This window comes from Nocardioides sp. Soil805 (assembly GCF_001429625.1).
GTDB lineage: Bacteria > Actinomycetota > Actinomycetes > Propionibacteriales > Nocardioidaceae > Nocardioides.
Genome location: NZ_LMSU01000003.1, coordinates 46,235 through 61,428, shown reverse-complemented (window position 1 = coordinate 61,428; position 15,194 = coordinate 46,235). Strand labels below are relative to the sequence as shown.

The 15,194-nt window shown below is 73.2% G+C and carries 14 protein-coding genes; 6 read left to right on the top strand and 8 right to left on the bottom strand.

Features of this window, described 5'->3' with window-relative positions; genetic code table 11:
• Positions 1-15: 15 nt before the first annotated feature.
• The 5 genes from ASG94_RS15300 to ASG94_RS15280 form a co-directional block, all read right to left on the bottom strand.
• Positions 16-2,994, bottom strand: coding sequence for a bifunctional [glutamine synthetase] adenylyltransferase/[glutamine synthetase]-adenylyl-L-tyrosine phosphorylase (locus ASG94_RS15300; protein ID WP_056927358.1), 2,979 nt, complete (start codon positions 2,992-2,994; stop codon positions 16-18).
• Positions 2,991-3,716, bottom strand: a complete 726-nt coding sequence (locus ASG94_RS15295; protein ID WP_156411620.1) for a type 1 glutamine amidotransferase — start codon at positions 3,714-3,716, stop codon at positions 2,991-2,993. Before ASG94_RS15295 ends, ASG94_RS15300 begins: the two co-directional genes overlap by 4 nt.
• Positions 3,713-5,050: a glutamine synthetase family protein gene (locus ASG94_RS15290; RefSeq protein ID WP_056927356.1), complete on the bottom strand. Its 1,338-nt coding sequence runs from the start codon at positions 5,048-5,050 to the stop codon at positions 3,713-3,715. The genes ASG94_RS15295 and ASG94_RS15290 overlap by 4 nt, the downstream gene beginning before the upstream one ends.
• A gap of 24 nt (positions 5,051-5,074) precedes the next feature.
• A complete protein-coding gene (locus ASG94_RS15285; RefSeq protein ID WP_056927355.1) occupies positions 5,075-5,683 on the bottom strand; it encodes a hypothetical protein in 609 nt (202 codons plus the stop codon).
• 78 nt (positions 5,684-5,761) lie between these two features.
• The gene (locus tag ASG94_RS15280; RefSeq protein WP_156411619.1) at positions 5,762-6,208 is read right to left on the bottom strand and encodes a hypothetical protein; all 447 of its coding nucleotides are present in this window, start codon (positions 6,206-6,208) and stop codon (positions 5,762-5,764) included.
• Positions 6,209-6,260: 52 nt separating this feature from the next.
• Between ASG94_RS15280 and ASG94_RS15275 the strand changes: the two genes are divergently transcribed.
• The gene (locus ASG94_RS15275; RefSeq protein WP_056927353.1) at positions 6,261-6,947 is read left to right on the top strand and encodes a response regulator transcription factor; all 687 of its coding nucleotides are present in this window, start codon (positions 6,261-6,263) and stop codon (positions 6,945-6,947) included.
• Positions 6,948-6,954: 7 nt separating this feature from the next.
• Positions 6,955-8,265 (top strand): sensor histidine kinase, encoded by a 1,311-nt coding sequence (locus ASG94_RS15270; protein ID WP_156411618.1) that lies wholly within the window; start codon positions 6,955-6,957, stop codon positions 8,263-8,265.
• 16 nt (positions 8,266-8,281) lie between these two features.
• On the opposite strand, the gene ASG94_RS15265 is transcribed toward ASG94_RS15270, so the two are convergent.
• The 3 genes from ASG94_RS15265 to ASG94_RS15255 all read right to left on the bottom strand — a co-directional run bounded on the left by ASG94_RS15265 (position 8,282) and on the right by ASG94_RS15255 (position 11,213).
• Entirely contained in the window at positions 8,282-8,683 is a 402-nt protein-coding gene (locus tag ASG94_RS15265) for a hypothetical protein (protein WP_056927352.1), read from the bottom strand.
• A 38-nt stretch (positions 8,684-8,721) separates the two neighbouring features.
• The gene (locus ASG94_RS21750) at positions 8,722-9,102 is read right to left on the bottom strand and encodes a hypothetical protein (RefSeq protein WP_056927351.1); all 381 of its coding nucleotides are present in this window, start codon (positions 9,100-9,102) and stop codon (positions 8,722-8,724) included.
• Positions 9,103-9,185: 83 nt separating this feature from the next.
• On the bottom strand, positions 9,186-11,213 hold the full coding sequence (locus ASG94_RS15255) for an NAD(+) synthase (RefSeq protein WP_056927350.1): 2,028 nt from the start codon (positions 11,211-11,213) through the stop codon (positions 9,186-9,188).
• A 285-nt stretch (positions 11,214-11,498) separates the two neighbouring features.
• Here ASG94_RS15255 and ASG94_RS15250 point away from each other — a divergent pair, with 285 nt between their 5' ends.
• From ASG94_RS15250 to ASG94_RS15235, 4 genes are all read left to right on the top strand, one after another.
• Complete coding sequence (locus ASG94_RS15250) at positions 11,499-12,380, top strand: GNAT family N-acetyltransferase (RefSeq protein WP_056927349.1); 882 nt, start codon at positions 11,499-11,501, stop codon at positions 12,378-12,380.
• A 69-nt stretch (positions 12,381-12,449) separates the two neighbouring features.
• Positions 12,450-12,983 (top strand): hypothetical protein, encoded by a 534-nt coding sequence (locus tag ASG94_RS15245; protein ID WP_056927348.1) that lies wholly within the window; start codon positions 12,450-12,452, stop codon positions 12,981-12,983.
• Positions 12,980-13,303, top strand: a complete 324-nt coding sequence (locus ASG94_RS15240) for a hypothetical protein (RefSeq protein WP_056927347.1) — start codon at positions 12,980-12,982, stop codon at positions 13,301-13,303. The genes ASG94_RS15245 and ASG94_RS15240 overlap by 4 nt, the downstream gene beginning before the upstream one ends.
• Positions 13,303-15,168: an alpha/beta hydrolase gene (locus ASG94_RS15235; protein ID WP_056927346.1), complete on the top strand. Its 1,866-nt coding sequence runs from the start codon at positions 13,303-13,305 to the stop codon at positions 15,166-15,168. Before ASG94_RS15240 ends, ASG94_RS15235 begins: the two co-directional genes overlap by 1 nt.
• Positions 15,169-15,194 lie beyond the last annotated feature (26 nt).

Here is a 15,194-nt window from a genome sequence, read left to right as displayed (position 1 = left end):
GGCGAGCGAACACCCTCACTCCCAGAAGACCTTCTCGACGACCGCGTGCGCGCGCCGGGTGGTGCGGAGGTAGTCGTTGAGCATCGCGTCCGACGTGCCGGCCGCGTAGCCGAGCACCGCGGCCACGGCCGCGCGCTCGCGGGCGTCGCGCGGCAGCTGCTCGGCGGGCTTGCCGCGCACCAGGGTGACCGCGTTGCGGACCCGGCTCACCAGTCGCCATGACGCGGCCAGCGTCTCGGCGTCGTCGCGGTCGATCAGGTCGGCCTCCACCGCCGCCTCGAGCGCCTCGAGGGTCTGCGGCGTCCGCAGCCCGGGGACCCCGCCCGCGTGGCGCATCTGCAGCAGCTGGACGGTCCACTCGACGTCAGCCAGCCCTCCGCGGCCCAGCTTGAGGTGGGTGTGCGGGTCGGCCCCGCGCGGCAGCCGCTCGTCGTCGACGCGCGCCTTGATGCGGCGCACCTCCACGATGTCGTCGGCGCTGATGCCGTCCTCGGGGAAGCGGAGCGGGTCGATGAGGGTGGTGAAGCGGTCGCGCAGTCCCTCGTCGCCGACCACCGCGTCAGCGCGCAGCAGCGCCTGGAACTCCCACACGTGCGACCACTTGGCGTAGTAGGCGGCGTACGACTCGAGGGTCCGCACCAGGGGCCCCTGCTTGCCCTCCGGTCGCAGGTCGGCGTCCACCTCGAGCGGCGGGTCGCTCGCCGGCATCGACAGCAGCCGTCGCAGCTCCCCCACCACGGCCTGCGCGTACGACGACGCCACCTGCGGCTCGACGCCGGGGACGGGATCGTGCACGAACATCACGTCGGCGTCACTGCCGTAGGACAGCTCGAAGCCCCCGTAGCGCCCCATCGCGACGACCGCCATCCGGGTCGGCTGCGCGTCGAGGGAGCGCTGGCGGCGTACGGACTCCATCGCCACGCGCAGCGTCGCCTCCAGGGTGGCGTCGGTCAGCCGCGACAACCCCTTGCCGACCTCGGCGACGTCGATCTCCTCGAAGAGCTCGCCGCACGCGATCCGGAACAGCTCCCGGCGGCGTACGGCGCGCACCGCCCGCACCGCGGGCTCCGGCTCGTCGTGCCGCTTGACGATGGCCAGCATCTCGGCGGTGAGCGCCTCGGCCGACAGCGGCGCGAGCGACTCCCCCAGCATCCGCACGCCCTGCGGCTCGCGCTCGAGCAGGTCGGTGGCGTAGCGCGAGGTCCCCAGCACGACGGCCAGCCGCTGGGCGACCTGGCCCTCGTCGCGCAGCATCTTGAGGTACCACGGGGAGGTGCCCAGGCTCTCGCTGATCCGGCGGAAGCCGAACAGCCCGGCGTCGGGGTCCGGCGCGTCGGCGAACCACTCGAGCATCACCGGCAGCAGCGTCCGTTGGATGTCGGAGGTGCGCGAGACCCCGCTGGTGAGCGCCTCGAGGTGCCGCAGCGCGGCGCGGGGGTCGAGGTAGCCGAGCGCGGCCAGCCGCTGCTGGGCGGCGTCGAGGGAGAGCCGGGCGTCCTCGCCGGGGAGCTTGGCGACGGCGGCGAGCAGCGGGCGGTAGAAGAGCTTCTCGTGCAGGCGGCGCACCTCGCGGCGGTGGTAGCGCCACTGCTTGTCGAGCTGCACGACGGGCTCGGAGTAGAGCCCGATCGAGCGGCCGAGCCGTCGCAGTGCGGCCTCGTCGTCGGGCACGACGTGGGTGCGTCGGAGCTGGAAGAGCTGGATGCGGTGCTCGAGCGTGCGCAGGAAGCAGTAGGCCTCGTGCAGGGCCACGCCGTCCTCGCGGCCGACGTAGCCGCCGCGCGTCAGCGCGTCCAGCGCACTCAGCGTCGCCCCGGATCGCAGGCTGGGGTCGGCCCGGCCGTGCACGAGCTGGAGCAGCTGGACGGCGAACTCGACGTCGCGCAGGCCTCCCGATCCGAGCTTGAGCTGGCGCTCGGCCTCGTGGGCGGGGATGTGGTCGACCACCCGGCGGCGCATCGCCTGGACGTCGGCGACGAAGCCGTCGCGCTCGGCCGCGGACCACACCATCGGCGCGATCATCTCGACGTACTCGCGCCCCAGGGCGAGGTCGCCGGCCACCGGTCGGGCCTTGAGGAGAGCCTGGAACTCCCAGGTCTTCGCCCACTTCTCGTAGTAGCCGCGGTGGCTGGCCAGGGTGCGCACCAGCGGACCGGAGGCGCCCTCGGGCCGCAGGTTGGCGTCGACGGGCCAGATCGTGCCCTCGGCGGTGTGGTCCGAGCAGATCCGCATGAGATGGGAGGCCAGCTGGGTGGCTGCTCGCAGCGCCTGCGACTCGTCGGCACCCTCGCCGGTGTCGAGCACGGCCGGCTCGAAGACGTAGACCACGTCGACGTCGGAGACGTAGTTGAGCTCGTGGCCGCCGCACTTGCCCATCGCGACCACGGCCAGCCGGGTCGTGGCGGCGCTCTCCCCGACCCGGGCCCGGGCGACCGCGAGGGCCGCCTCCAGCGTGCCCGCGGCGAGGTCGGCGATCTCGGCGGCGGCGTCGTCGACGCTGACGTGGTGGGCGAGGTCGCGCGCGGCCAGGCGCAGCAGGATGCGGCGGTACTCCACGCGCAGCGCGTCCACGGCCTCCCCGTCGGGGAGGCCGGCGACCGGGGCGGCGTCCTGCGGGTCGGCCCCGACGGCGCGCAGCAGCGCCTCCCGGACGGCGTACGCCGCGGCGCGGGTCGTGCCGAGCGTCGGGTCGGTCAGCTCGCGCCAGTGCTCGGGGTGACGGGCGAGGTGCGTCGACAGGGCCGCACTGGCGCCGAGGACCGCGCACAGCCTCATCGCGGTGCCCTCGTCGTCGGCGACCTCGGCGAGCATCGCCTCCCGGTCCTCGACCTCGTCGGCCACCCGGAGCAGGCCGGCGAGGGCGGCGTCGGGGTCGGCGGACGCCGCGAGGTGGGTGGTCAGGGCGACCCCCGGCCCGCCGAGCCGCTCGATGCCGGCCAGCGCGACCGGCCCGTCCTGGAAGCCGAGGCGGACCAGCTGCCCGGCGGTGGTCATCGCGCCTGCCCCGCGAGCTCGGCGAAGCGGTGGGCCAGCGGACGCCACGCGGCGTCGAGCTCGTCGCGGGCGGCGTCGACCTCCGCGAGCACGGCGTCCTGGTCGAGGCCGCGCTCGAGGTGGTCGGCGCGGTCGCTCTCAGCCCACGCCTGCACGATGCGGCCGTCGGCCTCGGGGTGCAGCTGGACGCCCCACACGCCGGGTGCGAAGCGGGCGACCTGGAGCTCGCCGGCGGCCGACTCGGCCAGCACGACGGTGCCGTCGGGGGCGCGGGTGACGACGTCGTTGTTCCACTGGATGCCCCGGCCGCCCGTGAGCTCCCCGGTGAGCGGGTCGTCGGCCCTCGCACTCGTCCAGCCCGTGGGCAGGACGCCGACGGCCTGGCCGAGCGGATTGCGTTCCACCGTCCCGCCGAGGGCGACGGCGATGACCTGGTGGCCCAGGCAGATGCCGAGGGTGGGCAGCGCGCCGGCGGCGGCCTCGCGGACCAGCTCCTTGAGGGGGGCCAGCCACGGCACGGTCGCGTCGTCGTTGGCGCCCATCTCGCCACCGAGCACCAGCAGGGCGTCGTACGACGCCGGCGCGGGCAGGGCGTCGCCGGCCCACGGGCGGCACACGTCGAGGACGGCCCCGGCCTCCTCCAGCCAGACCCCGACGAGGGCGGGTGGGCAGGAGGCCTGGTGCTCGACGACGAGGATGCGCGGGCCCACCGGTCGGCTCACAGCACCGGCAGCATCATGTCCCGCTCGTACGCGGAGACCTGGGTGCGGTACTCGTCCCACTCGGCACGCTTGTTGCGCAGGAAGAAGTCGTAGACGTGCTCGCCCAGCGTCTCGGCCAGCAGCTCGGAGTCCTCGGCGATGCTGATCGCCTCCGCCAGGTTCTTGGGCAGCGGCTGGATGCCGAGCGCCCGGCGCTCGCGCTCGGTGAGCGACCAGACGTCGTCCTCGGCCTCGCGGGGCAGGTCGTAGCCCTCCTCGATGCCCTTCATGCCGGCGGCCAGGATCACCGCGAAGGCCAGGTAGGGGTTGCTGGCGGCGTCGATGGTGCGCAGCTCGACGCGGGTCGACTGGCCCTTGTTGGGCTTGTACATCGGCACCCGGATCATCGCGGAGCGGTTGTTGTGGCCCCAGCAGATGTACGACGGGGCCTCACCGCCGCCGAGCAGCCGCTTGTAGGAGTTGACCCACTGGTTGGTGACGCAGCTGATCTCGCTGGCGTGGCGCAGGATGCCGGCGATGAACTGCCGGCCCGTCCGCGACAGCTGGTACTCCGCGCCGGCCTCGAAGAACGCGTTGCGGTCGCCCTCGAAGAGGCTCACGTGCGTGTGCATCCCCGACCCCGGGTGGGTGGTGAACGGCTTGGGCATGAACGAGGCCCAGATCCCCTGGCTCAGCGCCACCTCCCGCACGACGGTGCGGAAGGTCATGATGTTGTCGGCGGTGCTGAGCGCGTCGGCGTACCGCAGGTCGATCTCCTGCTGGCCGGGGCCGCCCTCGTGGTGGCTGAACTCCACCGAGATGCCCATCGCCTCGAGCATCGAGATGGCCTCGCGGCGGAAGTCCGAGCCGCGCGACTGCGCCGTGTGATCGAAGTAGCCGCTGCGGTCCACCGGGATCGGGTCGGCCCCGGCGACGGGGCTGTCCTTGAAGAGGTAGAACTCGATCTCGGGGTGGGTGTAGAAGGTGAAGCCCTTGTCGGCGGCGGTGCTCAGCGTGCGCTTGAGGACGTGCCGCGGGTCGGCGTACGACGGGCTGCCGTCGGGCATCACGATGTCGCAGAACATCCGCGCGGTCGACGGCGTCTCCCCGCGCCACGGCAGGATCTGGAACGTCGAGGGGTCGGGCTTGGCGAGCATGTCGGCCTCGTAGACACGGGCGAAGCCCTCGATGGCCGAGCCGTCGAAGCCGATGCCCTCGTCGAAGGCGCCCTCGAGCTCGGCCGGCGCGACCGACACGGACTTGAGGAAGCCCAGCACGTCGGTGAACCACAGCCGCACGAAGCGGACGTCACGCTCCTCGAGCGCGCGGAGTACGAAGTCTTCTTGCTTGCCCATGCGGGCAACTATGTCGCATCCCCCTCAGCCGCAGATGTTCACGTCCTGCGAGCCGAGCACGCCGTCCCACGCCTGTCGCATCGGGCGCAGCCACGACTGGGTGGTCGGCACGAACGCGATGCTGCCCGGCACCCGCTCCTTGACTCCCTGGACCTCGACCTCCTCGACCACCAGCGGCAGGGTGAGGCTGCGTCGTCGGGTGCCCTCCCAGCAGGCGGAGGCCTTCTTCTCGGTGACCGCCTGCGCGAGGGTCACCTCGTCGCCGACCGACTCGCCGCCGTAGCGGAACGCGACGGTCGTGACGTACCCGGTGTGCCCCTCCCACGGCGCGACGACGGTGGCCGACAGCCCGTGCGTACGCCGCGTCAGCGGGCGGAAGGTCACCGAGCCGTCCTGCACGGTGCGCTCGCGGGAGATCCACACGTGCGGCTCGTCGGCGTCGAGGGTGCTCATCGCGTGGACGAGCTGCACCGTGCAGCCCTCGCAGTCGGCGACCTCGAAGGTGAGCGTGGTGCGCTGGGCCGCCCGGGCGGGCGCCTCGGTCCCGGTCTCGCTCGCCCCGGCGGGGGCGGCGAGGCCGGCCAGCACGGCGGTGACGGCGAGGGCGAGGGCGAGGGGGCGTCGTACGGTCATCGGGGTCCTCCGCGGGTGGGTGCGCAGCGTGTGGATGTGTGGTGCTCGAGAGACGCACGCCGGGCTCGCCAGGTTGCGTCAGTCGGGCAACGTGTTGCGCTCGACCTCCCCCACGACCGGCTGGCCGAGGTTGCAGTAGACCTCGATCTCGATCGAGCGGTCGCGCTGGGCGAAGACCGCGTCCACGTCGTCGTCGGGCCCGGTCTCGTAGCTCACCGTGCGCCAGCCGGCCTCCTCGTCGGGCCGCACGTCGAGCCCGAGCGCGAACTCGCCCCGGCAGGCGACGTCCATCTCGCCGAACTCCTCGGTGATCGTGCGCTCGACGAGCGGCTGGTCCGGGTCGGGGGTGGCGGCGCCCTCGCGCAGGTCGCCGCGGACCGCCTCGTTGCCCAGCGGTCCACGGTCGCTGAGCGTGGCCCCCAGGCGGGTCACCGCCACGACCCCCACCGTGACGGCCACCAGCGCGACGGCGACCCACACGGCCACCAGTCCCGCCGGTCGCGTCCATCCCCGTCGGTTGCTCACGCCCCCATTGTGTCGGGTGGGTGGCGTGCGGGCCGCCCGCTAGGTTCGTGGCGTGGCCCAGGTGCTGATCATCGAGGACGACCCCCGCATCCGGCCGCTGCTCATGCGGTCGTTGGGCGAGCTGGGGTACGCCGTCGCGTCGGCGTCCACCGGGATGTCCGGGCTGTCGCTGGCCGTCGACACCAGGCCCGACCTCGTGATCCTCGACCTCGGGCTGCCGGACGTGGACGGCACCCAGGTGCTGGCCATGCTGCGGGCGGTCAGCGACGTGCCCGTGATCGTGGCCAGCGCCCGGGACGACGACCCGTCCCTCATCGGCTGCCTCGACGCCGGCGCCGACGACTACGTCGTCAAGCCCTACACGACCGCCCAGCTGGAGGCCCGGATCCGCGCGGTGATGAGGCGTACGGCGAGCACCGGCGAGCGCCCGCGCGCCACGGTCGTCGGCGGGCTGAGCCTCGACGTGCTCGCCCGCACCGCCACGCTGGACGGGCGGCTGCTCGACCTGAGCCCGCGCGAGTTCGACCTGCTGGCCCGCCTCGCCGAGAGCGCCGGCGACGTGGTGGGCAAGAAGGAGCTGCTCGTCGACGTGTGGCACCAGGCGTGGGGCGGGTCGGACAAGACTGTCGACGTGCACCTGTCCTGGCTGCGCCGCAAGCTCGGTGAGTCGGCCGCGGAGCCGCGCTACCTGCACACGGTGCGTGGCGTCGGCGTACGCCTCTCGCCGCCGGACGCGTGACCACACCGTGCGCCGGAGCCTGATCCTCACCGTCGCCGCGGCCGTGTCCATGGTGCTGCTCGCCATGCTGGTGCCGATGGCGATCCTGTTGCGCGACTATGCGCTGGAGGACCGGCTGGCCAGTGCGGCGCTCGAGGTGCAGGCGACCGAGTCGGTGGTGTCCGGGGCGGGTGACGACGACGGCGACGTCGCGGTCTACGTGGCCCGCATCAACGCCGGCTCCGAGACCCTCACCACCGTCCTCTACCCCGGCAACCGCTCCGACATCGGGCCCCAGCCCGGCGAGGACGAGCGGGTGCTCCAGGCCCGCGAGACCGGGCAGGCCCGGGTTGACGACGTGGATGGCGGCGCCCAGATCCTGGTGCCCGTCTCCCTCGGCGGCTCCTCGGGGACGCCCGCGACGACGCCCGTCGTCCGGGTCTTCGTGCCCGAGCCGGGCCTGACGTCCGGGCCGACGACGCTGGCCTACCTCGTGCTCGCCGGCCTCGGGCTGGTGCTGCTGCTCGGTGCCCTGCTGATCGCCGATCGGGTGGGCCGGTCCTTCGTGCAGCCCATCGGCCGGCTCGCCACCTGGACGCAGGACCTGGGAGACCGCCGTACCCCCGCCCCCGAGCCGTCGGGGCCGCGGGAGGTCCGCGAGCTCGGCGAGGTCCTCCAGCGCCTGGTCGGGCGCATCGAGCTGCTGCTGGCCCGCGAGCGCGAGGCCGTCTCCGACCTCTCGCACCGCCTGCGTACGCCGATCACGGCGCTGCGCCTGCGCATCGAGGGGCTGCCGGACCCGGACGAGCGCGCGCGGCTGTCCGACGACCTCGACCGCCTCCAGGTGATGGTCGACCACGTGGTCGGCGAGGCCCGACGCTCCGAGCGCGAGGGCGTGGTCGCCGGCACCCCCGCGGTCGGGCTGCTCGCGGGGCGGGCGGCGTTCTGGGCGCCGCTGGCCGAGGACCAGGGCCGCCCCTTCGCGGTCTCGGCGCCGGACGGACCCGAGGTCCCGGTGCACGCCAGCGAGCCGGACCTGGTGGCGCTGGTCGACGTGCTCCTCGACAACGTCTTCACCCACACCCCCGAGGGGAGCGCGGTCGCCATGTCGGTCGCGCCGCGCGAGGACGGCGGGCTGGTGCTGACCGTCGACGACGCCGGGCCGGGGTTCCCACCCGACCTCGACGTCGTACGCCGCGGCGAGAGCGGGGCCGACTCGACGGGCCTGGGCCTGGCCATCGCGCACCGGACCGCCACCGAGTCCGGTGGCGTCCTGGTCGTGGGCCCGTCCCCGTCCGGCGGCGGGCGGGTGACCGTGGAGCTCGGGCCACCCGCCTGAGGCCGTGGGGTCGGGGTCAGCGGACGGTGATGCTGGTGCCGCAGCGGGTGGAACCGCCGACCTGCGTGGCCGTGAACGAGAACGTGTCCCTGCCCGCGGTGTTGCGGCGCCAGGTGTCGACGTCGACGTCGCCCTCGTCGTCTGCGGTGCGGGTGGTCGTGACGACGCGGCCCCCGTCGTGGCGGACCACGAGGGTCCACCGGGAGAACGGCGCGACGCCCTCGAGGCCGGCGTCGACCTCGAAGCCCTGTTGGCCGGAACGTCGTTCGCGGTCGACGCTGAGCTCGTGGCGGCCGGTGCCGCACGCGCCGCCGCGGTCGACGTCGGCGTGCGCCGGGGCGGTGACGGCGAGGGCGAGGGGCGCGGCGAGCAGGGTCGCGACCCCGGTGAGGGCGGTGAGGCGGGTGGCGGTCTTCATGGCGTCTCCTGGGTGTCTGGATCGGGGGTGGGCGCGGCTCAGCCGGCGCTGAGGGTGGCGGTGCAGGTCCGGTCGCCCTCGGTGGCGGTCGCGGTGACCTCGCCGGTGGCGTCCTGCGGCAGGTAGGCGTCGACGTCGATCTCGGCGTCCTCGTCGGTGGTGCGGGAGCCCTCGACGAGGGTCTCGCCGGCGTGCTCGATGCGCACGTCCCACGTCTGCCCGGGCTCGCCTGCCTGGACCTCGAACGACACCTCGGTGGTGTCGTCCTCGCGGTCGCTCTCGAGGGTGTACGACGCCCCGTCGCACGACCCGGCCTGACGGACCTCGTCGTCGCCGGTCTGCCACCACACGAGGCCGCCCACGACGGCGACGACGACGAGGGCTGCGACGGTGGCGATGACGATCCTGGTGCGGTTCACTGCGGTCTCCTTCGGTCGGTGTGACGGGAAGGAGACTCGTCGAGGGCTCGCTAAGCGCGAACCATGCGACTGCTAAGGGCGGGTTAAGGGACGCGCTCGAGCTCGGCGAGCCAGGCGGCCGCGCTGGCGTCGCTCGGCATCCGCCAGTCCCCGCGGGGGCTCATCGTCCCGCCGGCGCTGACCTTGGGACCGTTGGGCAGCGCGGAGCGCTTGAACTGGTTGGCGAAGAACCGCTTCACGAACACCTCGAGCCAGTGCTTCACGGTCGCCAGGTCGTAGGCGACGTGCGCGTCCTCGGGGAACCCGGGCGGCCACTCCCCCGCGTCCGCGTCGCGCCACGCGTGCCAGGCGAGGAAGGCGATCTTGCTGGGCCGGTAGCCGCGTCGTACGACGTGGAAGAGGGTGAAGTCCTGGAGGTTGTAGGGACCGACGGAGTCCTCGGTGGCCTGCGGCTTCTGGCCGTCCTCGATCGGGATCAGCTCGGGGGTGATCTCCTGGGTGAGGATCTCGCCGAGCACCTGGTTGGTGTCCTCGTCGAACTCGCCGTGCGAGATCACCCAGCGGATGAGGTGCTGGACGAGGGTCTTGGGCACGCCGGCGTTGACCGTGTAGTGCGACATCTGGTCGCCCACGCCGTAGGTGCACCAGCCGAGCGCGAGCTCGCTGAGGTCGCCGGTCCCCACGACGATGCCGCCGCGGTGGTTGGCGAGGCGGAAGAGGTAGTCGTAGCGCAGCCCGGCCTGGACGTTCTCGAAGGTGACGTCGTAGACCTTCTCGCCGTCCGCGTAGGGGTGGCCGAGGTCCGCCAGCATCTGCTCGGCCGCCGGCCGGATGTCGATCTCCTCGAACGTCACGCCGAGCGCGTTGCTCAGCCGGGTGGCGTAGGACTTCGTCGTCGCGCCGGTCGCGAAGCCCGGCATCGTGAAGGCGTGGATGTCGCTGCGCGGGCGACCGAGGCGGTCCATCGCCTTGGCCGCCACGATCAGGGCGTGCGTGGAGTCCAGGCCGCCGCTGACGCCGATGACCGCCTTGGGCGCGCCGATCGCCACGATCCGCCGCTCGAGCCCGGAGACCTGGATGTTGTAGGCCTCGTAGCAGTCGAGCGCGAGGCGCTCGGCGTCGTCGGGCACGAAGGGGAAGCGGTCGACCTTGCGCCGCAGCCCGATGTCGCCGCTGGGCGGCTCGAGGTCGAAGTCGACGATGCGGAAGTCGTTGTCCCCGGCCCCGCGCCGGTTGTCGTCGAAGCTGCCCTGCCGCAGCCGCTCCTGGCGGAGCCGGTCGAGGTCGACGTCCGCGACGGTGTGCACGGCGTCGGCGGGGAAGCGCTCGCCCTCCGCCAGCAGGTCGCCGCACTCGTAGACCATCGTCTGGCCGTCCCAGCTGAGGTCGGTGGTCGACTCGCCCTGGCCCGCGGCCGCGAAGACGTACGCCGCCGAGCAGCGCGCGCTCGCGCTGCGCACCAGCAGCCGTCGGTCCTCAGCCCGCCCGACCGTGATCGGGCTGCCGGACAGGTTGACCAGCACCGTCGCCCCCGCGAGCGCCGCCTCCGCGCTCGGCGGGACCGGGACCCACATGTCCTCGCAGATCTCCACGTGCAGGTCGAGGCCCTCCACGTCGGTGGCACGGAAGATCAGGTCCGGGCCGAACGGCACCTCGTCGTCGTTGACCTCGATGTACTCGCCGTGGGTGTCGTCGCCGGGCGCGAACCACCGGCGCTCGTAGAACTCGCGGTAGTTGGGCAGGTAGGACTTGGGCGCCACGCCCAGGACCTCGCCGCGGTGGATGACGACGGCGCAGTTGTAGACCCGGTTGCCCCGGGCCAGCGGGGCACCGACCACGAGGACGGGCAGCAGGTCGACGCTGGCCGACACGATGGCGTCGATGGCGCGTCGTACGCCGTCGAGCAGGGTGTCCTGCAGGAACAGGTCGTCGATCGAGTAGCCGCTGAGCCCCAGCTCCGGGAACACCGCGACGGCCACGTGCTCCTCGTGCGCCTGCCGCGCCTCCGCGATCACGCGCTCGGCGTTGGCCGCCGGATCGGCGATCGCGACCGGCACGGTGATGGCCGCGACCCGCGCGAAGCCCTGGGCGTAGGCGGAGTAGAAGTCCACGCGGTCACTCTAGGGTCCGCGCTCCTCCGCCGACCGGGCGCTACCTGACACCTGGACCCCGCCGACCGGGCAGTTCCTGACACCTGGATCCCGCCGACCGGGCAGTTCCTGACACCTCAGTCCCGCCGACCGGGCAGTTCCTGACACCTCAGTCCCGCCGACCGGGCAGTTCCTGACACCTCAGTCCCGCTGACCGGGCAGTTCCTGACACCTGAACCCCGCACCCTCTGCACGCCGCGGCGGCACCGTGGCGAATCCGGTTGACGCTCGTCCTACCGTGCAGGCATGGAGCTGTCCCGCTGCGTCACCGACGCCGACTACGAGGCCTGGCGGTCGATCCGGATGGCCGTGCTCCCCTACGAGCGGTGCAGCACCGTCGAGGAGCTCCGTGCCCAGGACTCCCCCGACCGGCTGCTGCTCCTCGCCCGCGAGGGCGGGACCGTGGTCGGCTCCGGCTTGGCCGGGCGCGGCGAGTCGGCCGACAGCGCCTTCGCCGCCCCGCGCGTGCACCCCGAGCACCGTCGCCGCGGAGCCGGCACGGCGCTCCTGCTCGCCCTCGCCGAGCACGGCAGCGCGCTGGGCCTCCCGTCCCTCCGCGTCCGGGTCGACGACGAGGGCTCGCTCGTCTTCGCGCAGCACTTCGGGTTCGTCGAGGTCAACCGCGAGGTCGAGCAGGTCCGCACGGTCGGGGACGAGCCGGCACCGCCCTCACCGCCGCCCGGCGTGGAGGTCGTGACGGCGTCCGAGAACCCCGGCCTGTGGGAGGCGTCCTTCGAGACGTTCGGTCGTGAGGCCCTGGCCGGCTTCGCCGTCGACACCCCCCTCGACATCACCCCCGAGCAGTGGGCCACCAGCTGGGCGGGCGACCCGATGTTCCTCGCCCTGCACGGTGGCGAGGTGGTCGGCTGTGCCGGCCTGCTCCGCGACGCCGACCAGGCGTGGCGGGCCGAGAACGCCCTGACCGCCGTACGCCGTGACTGGCGCGGCCGCGGCCTCGCCGTCCACCTCAAGCTCCGCGCCCTCGAGTGGGCGAGCATCCACGGGCTCGACGAGGTCTACACCTGGACGCAGACGGGCAACGACGCCATGCGCAGCCTCAACACCCGTCTCGGCTACACCACCCGTACGACGAGCGTCACCGTCTCCCACCCGCTCCCCCTGGCCTGACCCACGGCGGCCCTCCACAGCCGGACGAACCCGGGTTTGAGGCGCAGCCGCGCGCGGAACAAGAGGGGCATGGCAACGCTCCCTCCCGACCCGGCCCTGGCCGACCCGATGCTGCGCGAGCTCCGCGAGCGGCACCCCGACGTCGACATCGTGATGCTGCCGCCCGTCCGGCCCCTCGACGCGCCCGCCGCCACGGCCGCCCAGTGCCGCTCACGGATGCAGCACGCCGACCGGGTGCTCACCACGCTGGGCGAGCGGCTGGACCGCGAGCCCACCGCGAGGGCCGACTACTGGTGGGGCCAGGACCACCCGGAGGTACGCCGCTGGGTCACCGCAGCCGCGTTCGGCGACCTCGGTGACGAGGGTGGGGTCCCCCTGCTGCGCCGCCTCGCCAACACGCTCGTCCACCTCGGCTGGGAGCCCCGGCCCGCCGCCGACGGCAGCCCCCGGGTGCGTGGGGTCGCCGGACCCTTCGAGCTGGTCGCCTCGGCCTCGGACGACTCCGTCTCGGTCACGATCACCAGCGACGCCCTGCACGTGCCGGCCGACCTGCACGCCGAACTGCACGCCGAGATCGGCGCCGGACAGGAGTCCGACGCATGAGCCTCTACGTCTACCTCGAGGCCCTCAGCCGCTCGGCCCAGTCCTGGGAGGACCAGGGCGAGGTCGTGCGGGGCGGTCGCAAGTCCCTCGGCGAGGTCGACGCGTCCCTGCTGGGGGCACGCGTCCAACCCGCTGCGCAGGCCTTCATCGATGCGTGGATGAAGGAGGTCAAGCGCCTCGAGGACGCCGCGGCCGACCACGCCCAGTCGCTCCGCGACGCCTCGCTGCTCTTCCAGCAGGCCGACCAGGACGTCATCGAGCGCAGCCAGCAGCTGATGTCGTGGACCGACCGCAACGTCTCCCCGACGGTGGGCCCCTGATGACCACGATCATGGTGCCCGCGCACGTCGCGGCCATCGAGGAGATGGATGCCACCGCCGCCGCGTCGTCGGTGACCACCGGCCTGCGCTCGACCGGCACGACGATGTCCGACGTCGCCGAGTGGATGACCGCCCACGGCGCCCCCGACGACTGGACCGGTGACGCCGCGGAGGCGGCGGACCACGCCATGACCGGCTACGCCCAGGACACCTCGGCGGCCACGGCCGCCTTCACCCGCGTGGCCGCCGCCTGCGACACCTACGTCGACAAGGTCGTCGAGCTGACCGCCCGGCGCACCCGGCTGGAGTCCCGGCGCTCCGACCTCAACCAGGACATCGACGACCTCCGGACCCGGATCGAGGGCTCCACCGCCGACGACGTCGACACCCTCGAGGCGGAGTCGCGGGCCCTCCAGACCCGGGCCGACCGGCTCGTCGACGACATCACCGGGTTCTGGGACGACGTGACCGCCGCTGAGGACAGGCTCATCGCCGCCTTCCAGGCCGTCGACACGACGGGCGAGGGCCGCGACGCCGCGGACCGCGACACCACCGACGTCGCTGCCCTGCGCGACGAGCTCACCGCGCTCGGCGGCGACCCCGATGCCATCAATGACTGGTGGAAGGGGCTGACCCGCGCCGAGCGGGAGGCCCTGAAGATCAGCGACCCTGACCTCATCGGCAACACCAACGGCATCCCGACCGGGGACCGCGACGAGGCCAACCGCACCTCGCTGGACCGCGACCTCGACCGCCTCAACGCCAAGAAGGAGGCCGGTGAGGACCTGAGCGAGGAGGAGCAGCGGCTGCTCGACCGTGCCAACGCCGCGCAGACCTCCCTCGACATCCCGACCACGTCGGGACTGCCCGACCTCGACGGCGACGGCGTCGGCGACCCCGTCGACGTCAACCTGATCGTCTACCAGCCGGGCGCGTTCGGCGGCGACGGCGCCGTGGCGGTGGGGTACGGCGACCCGGACACCGCCGACAACACGGCCGTCATCGTGCCGGGCATCACCAACGACGGCACCACCATCCCCGGCAACGCGAAGGACGCCTACACCCTCTACCAGCAGGCCATCCGCAACCGCGAGTCCGCCGCCACCATCGCGTGGATGGGCTACGACGCCCCGAGCTGGAACCCCGAGAACGCCCTCGACTGGCCCGGCGACGGCCTCGACATGGGCAGCGTCGTGCGCGAGGACAAGGCCATCGAGGGCGGGGCGGGCCTGGCCGACTTCGTCGACGGCCTGCGCGCCACCGACGAGGGCGACCGGTCCCACCTGTCGGTGATCGGCCACAGCTACGGCTCGACGACCGCCGCCCACGGTGCGCACGACCACGGCCTCGACGCCGACTCGCTGACCCTGATCGGCAGCCCCGGGGCCGGCGGCGACGACGTCAACAGCGTCGGCGACCTCGGGATGCCCGCGGGCAAGGTGTACGTCGGCGCCGCCGACAACGACTTCGTCACCTGGCTCGGCCGCGACGGCGACCTCGGGATGGGCAAGGACCCCGCCCAGGCCGACTTCGGGGCCACGGTCTTCCCGGTGGCGCCCGGCGAGGAGTTCCACGCCGACGACCTCGGCCAGGGCGTGGAGAACCACACGTCCTACTTCAACCCCGAGACCAACCAGCAGTCCCTCGACAACCTGACCGCGATCGTCCGCGGAGACGAGCCCGAGGTCACCGGCGGTCGCACCCAGGACGCCAACGACATGGCTTTCGACTGGGCCAAGGACGAGGTGGTCCACCAGGTGGAGAAGGAGGTCGAGGAGGGCCGCCAGGAGATCGAGGACGCCTACAACGGCGGCAAGGACTGGGTCGGCGACCGGGTCGACGACTTCAAGGACATGTGGCCGTGAGGCCTACGGTGACGGGGGCCGTGAGG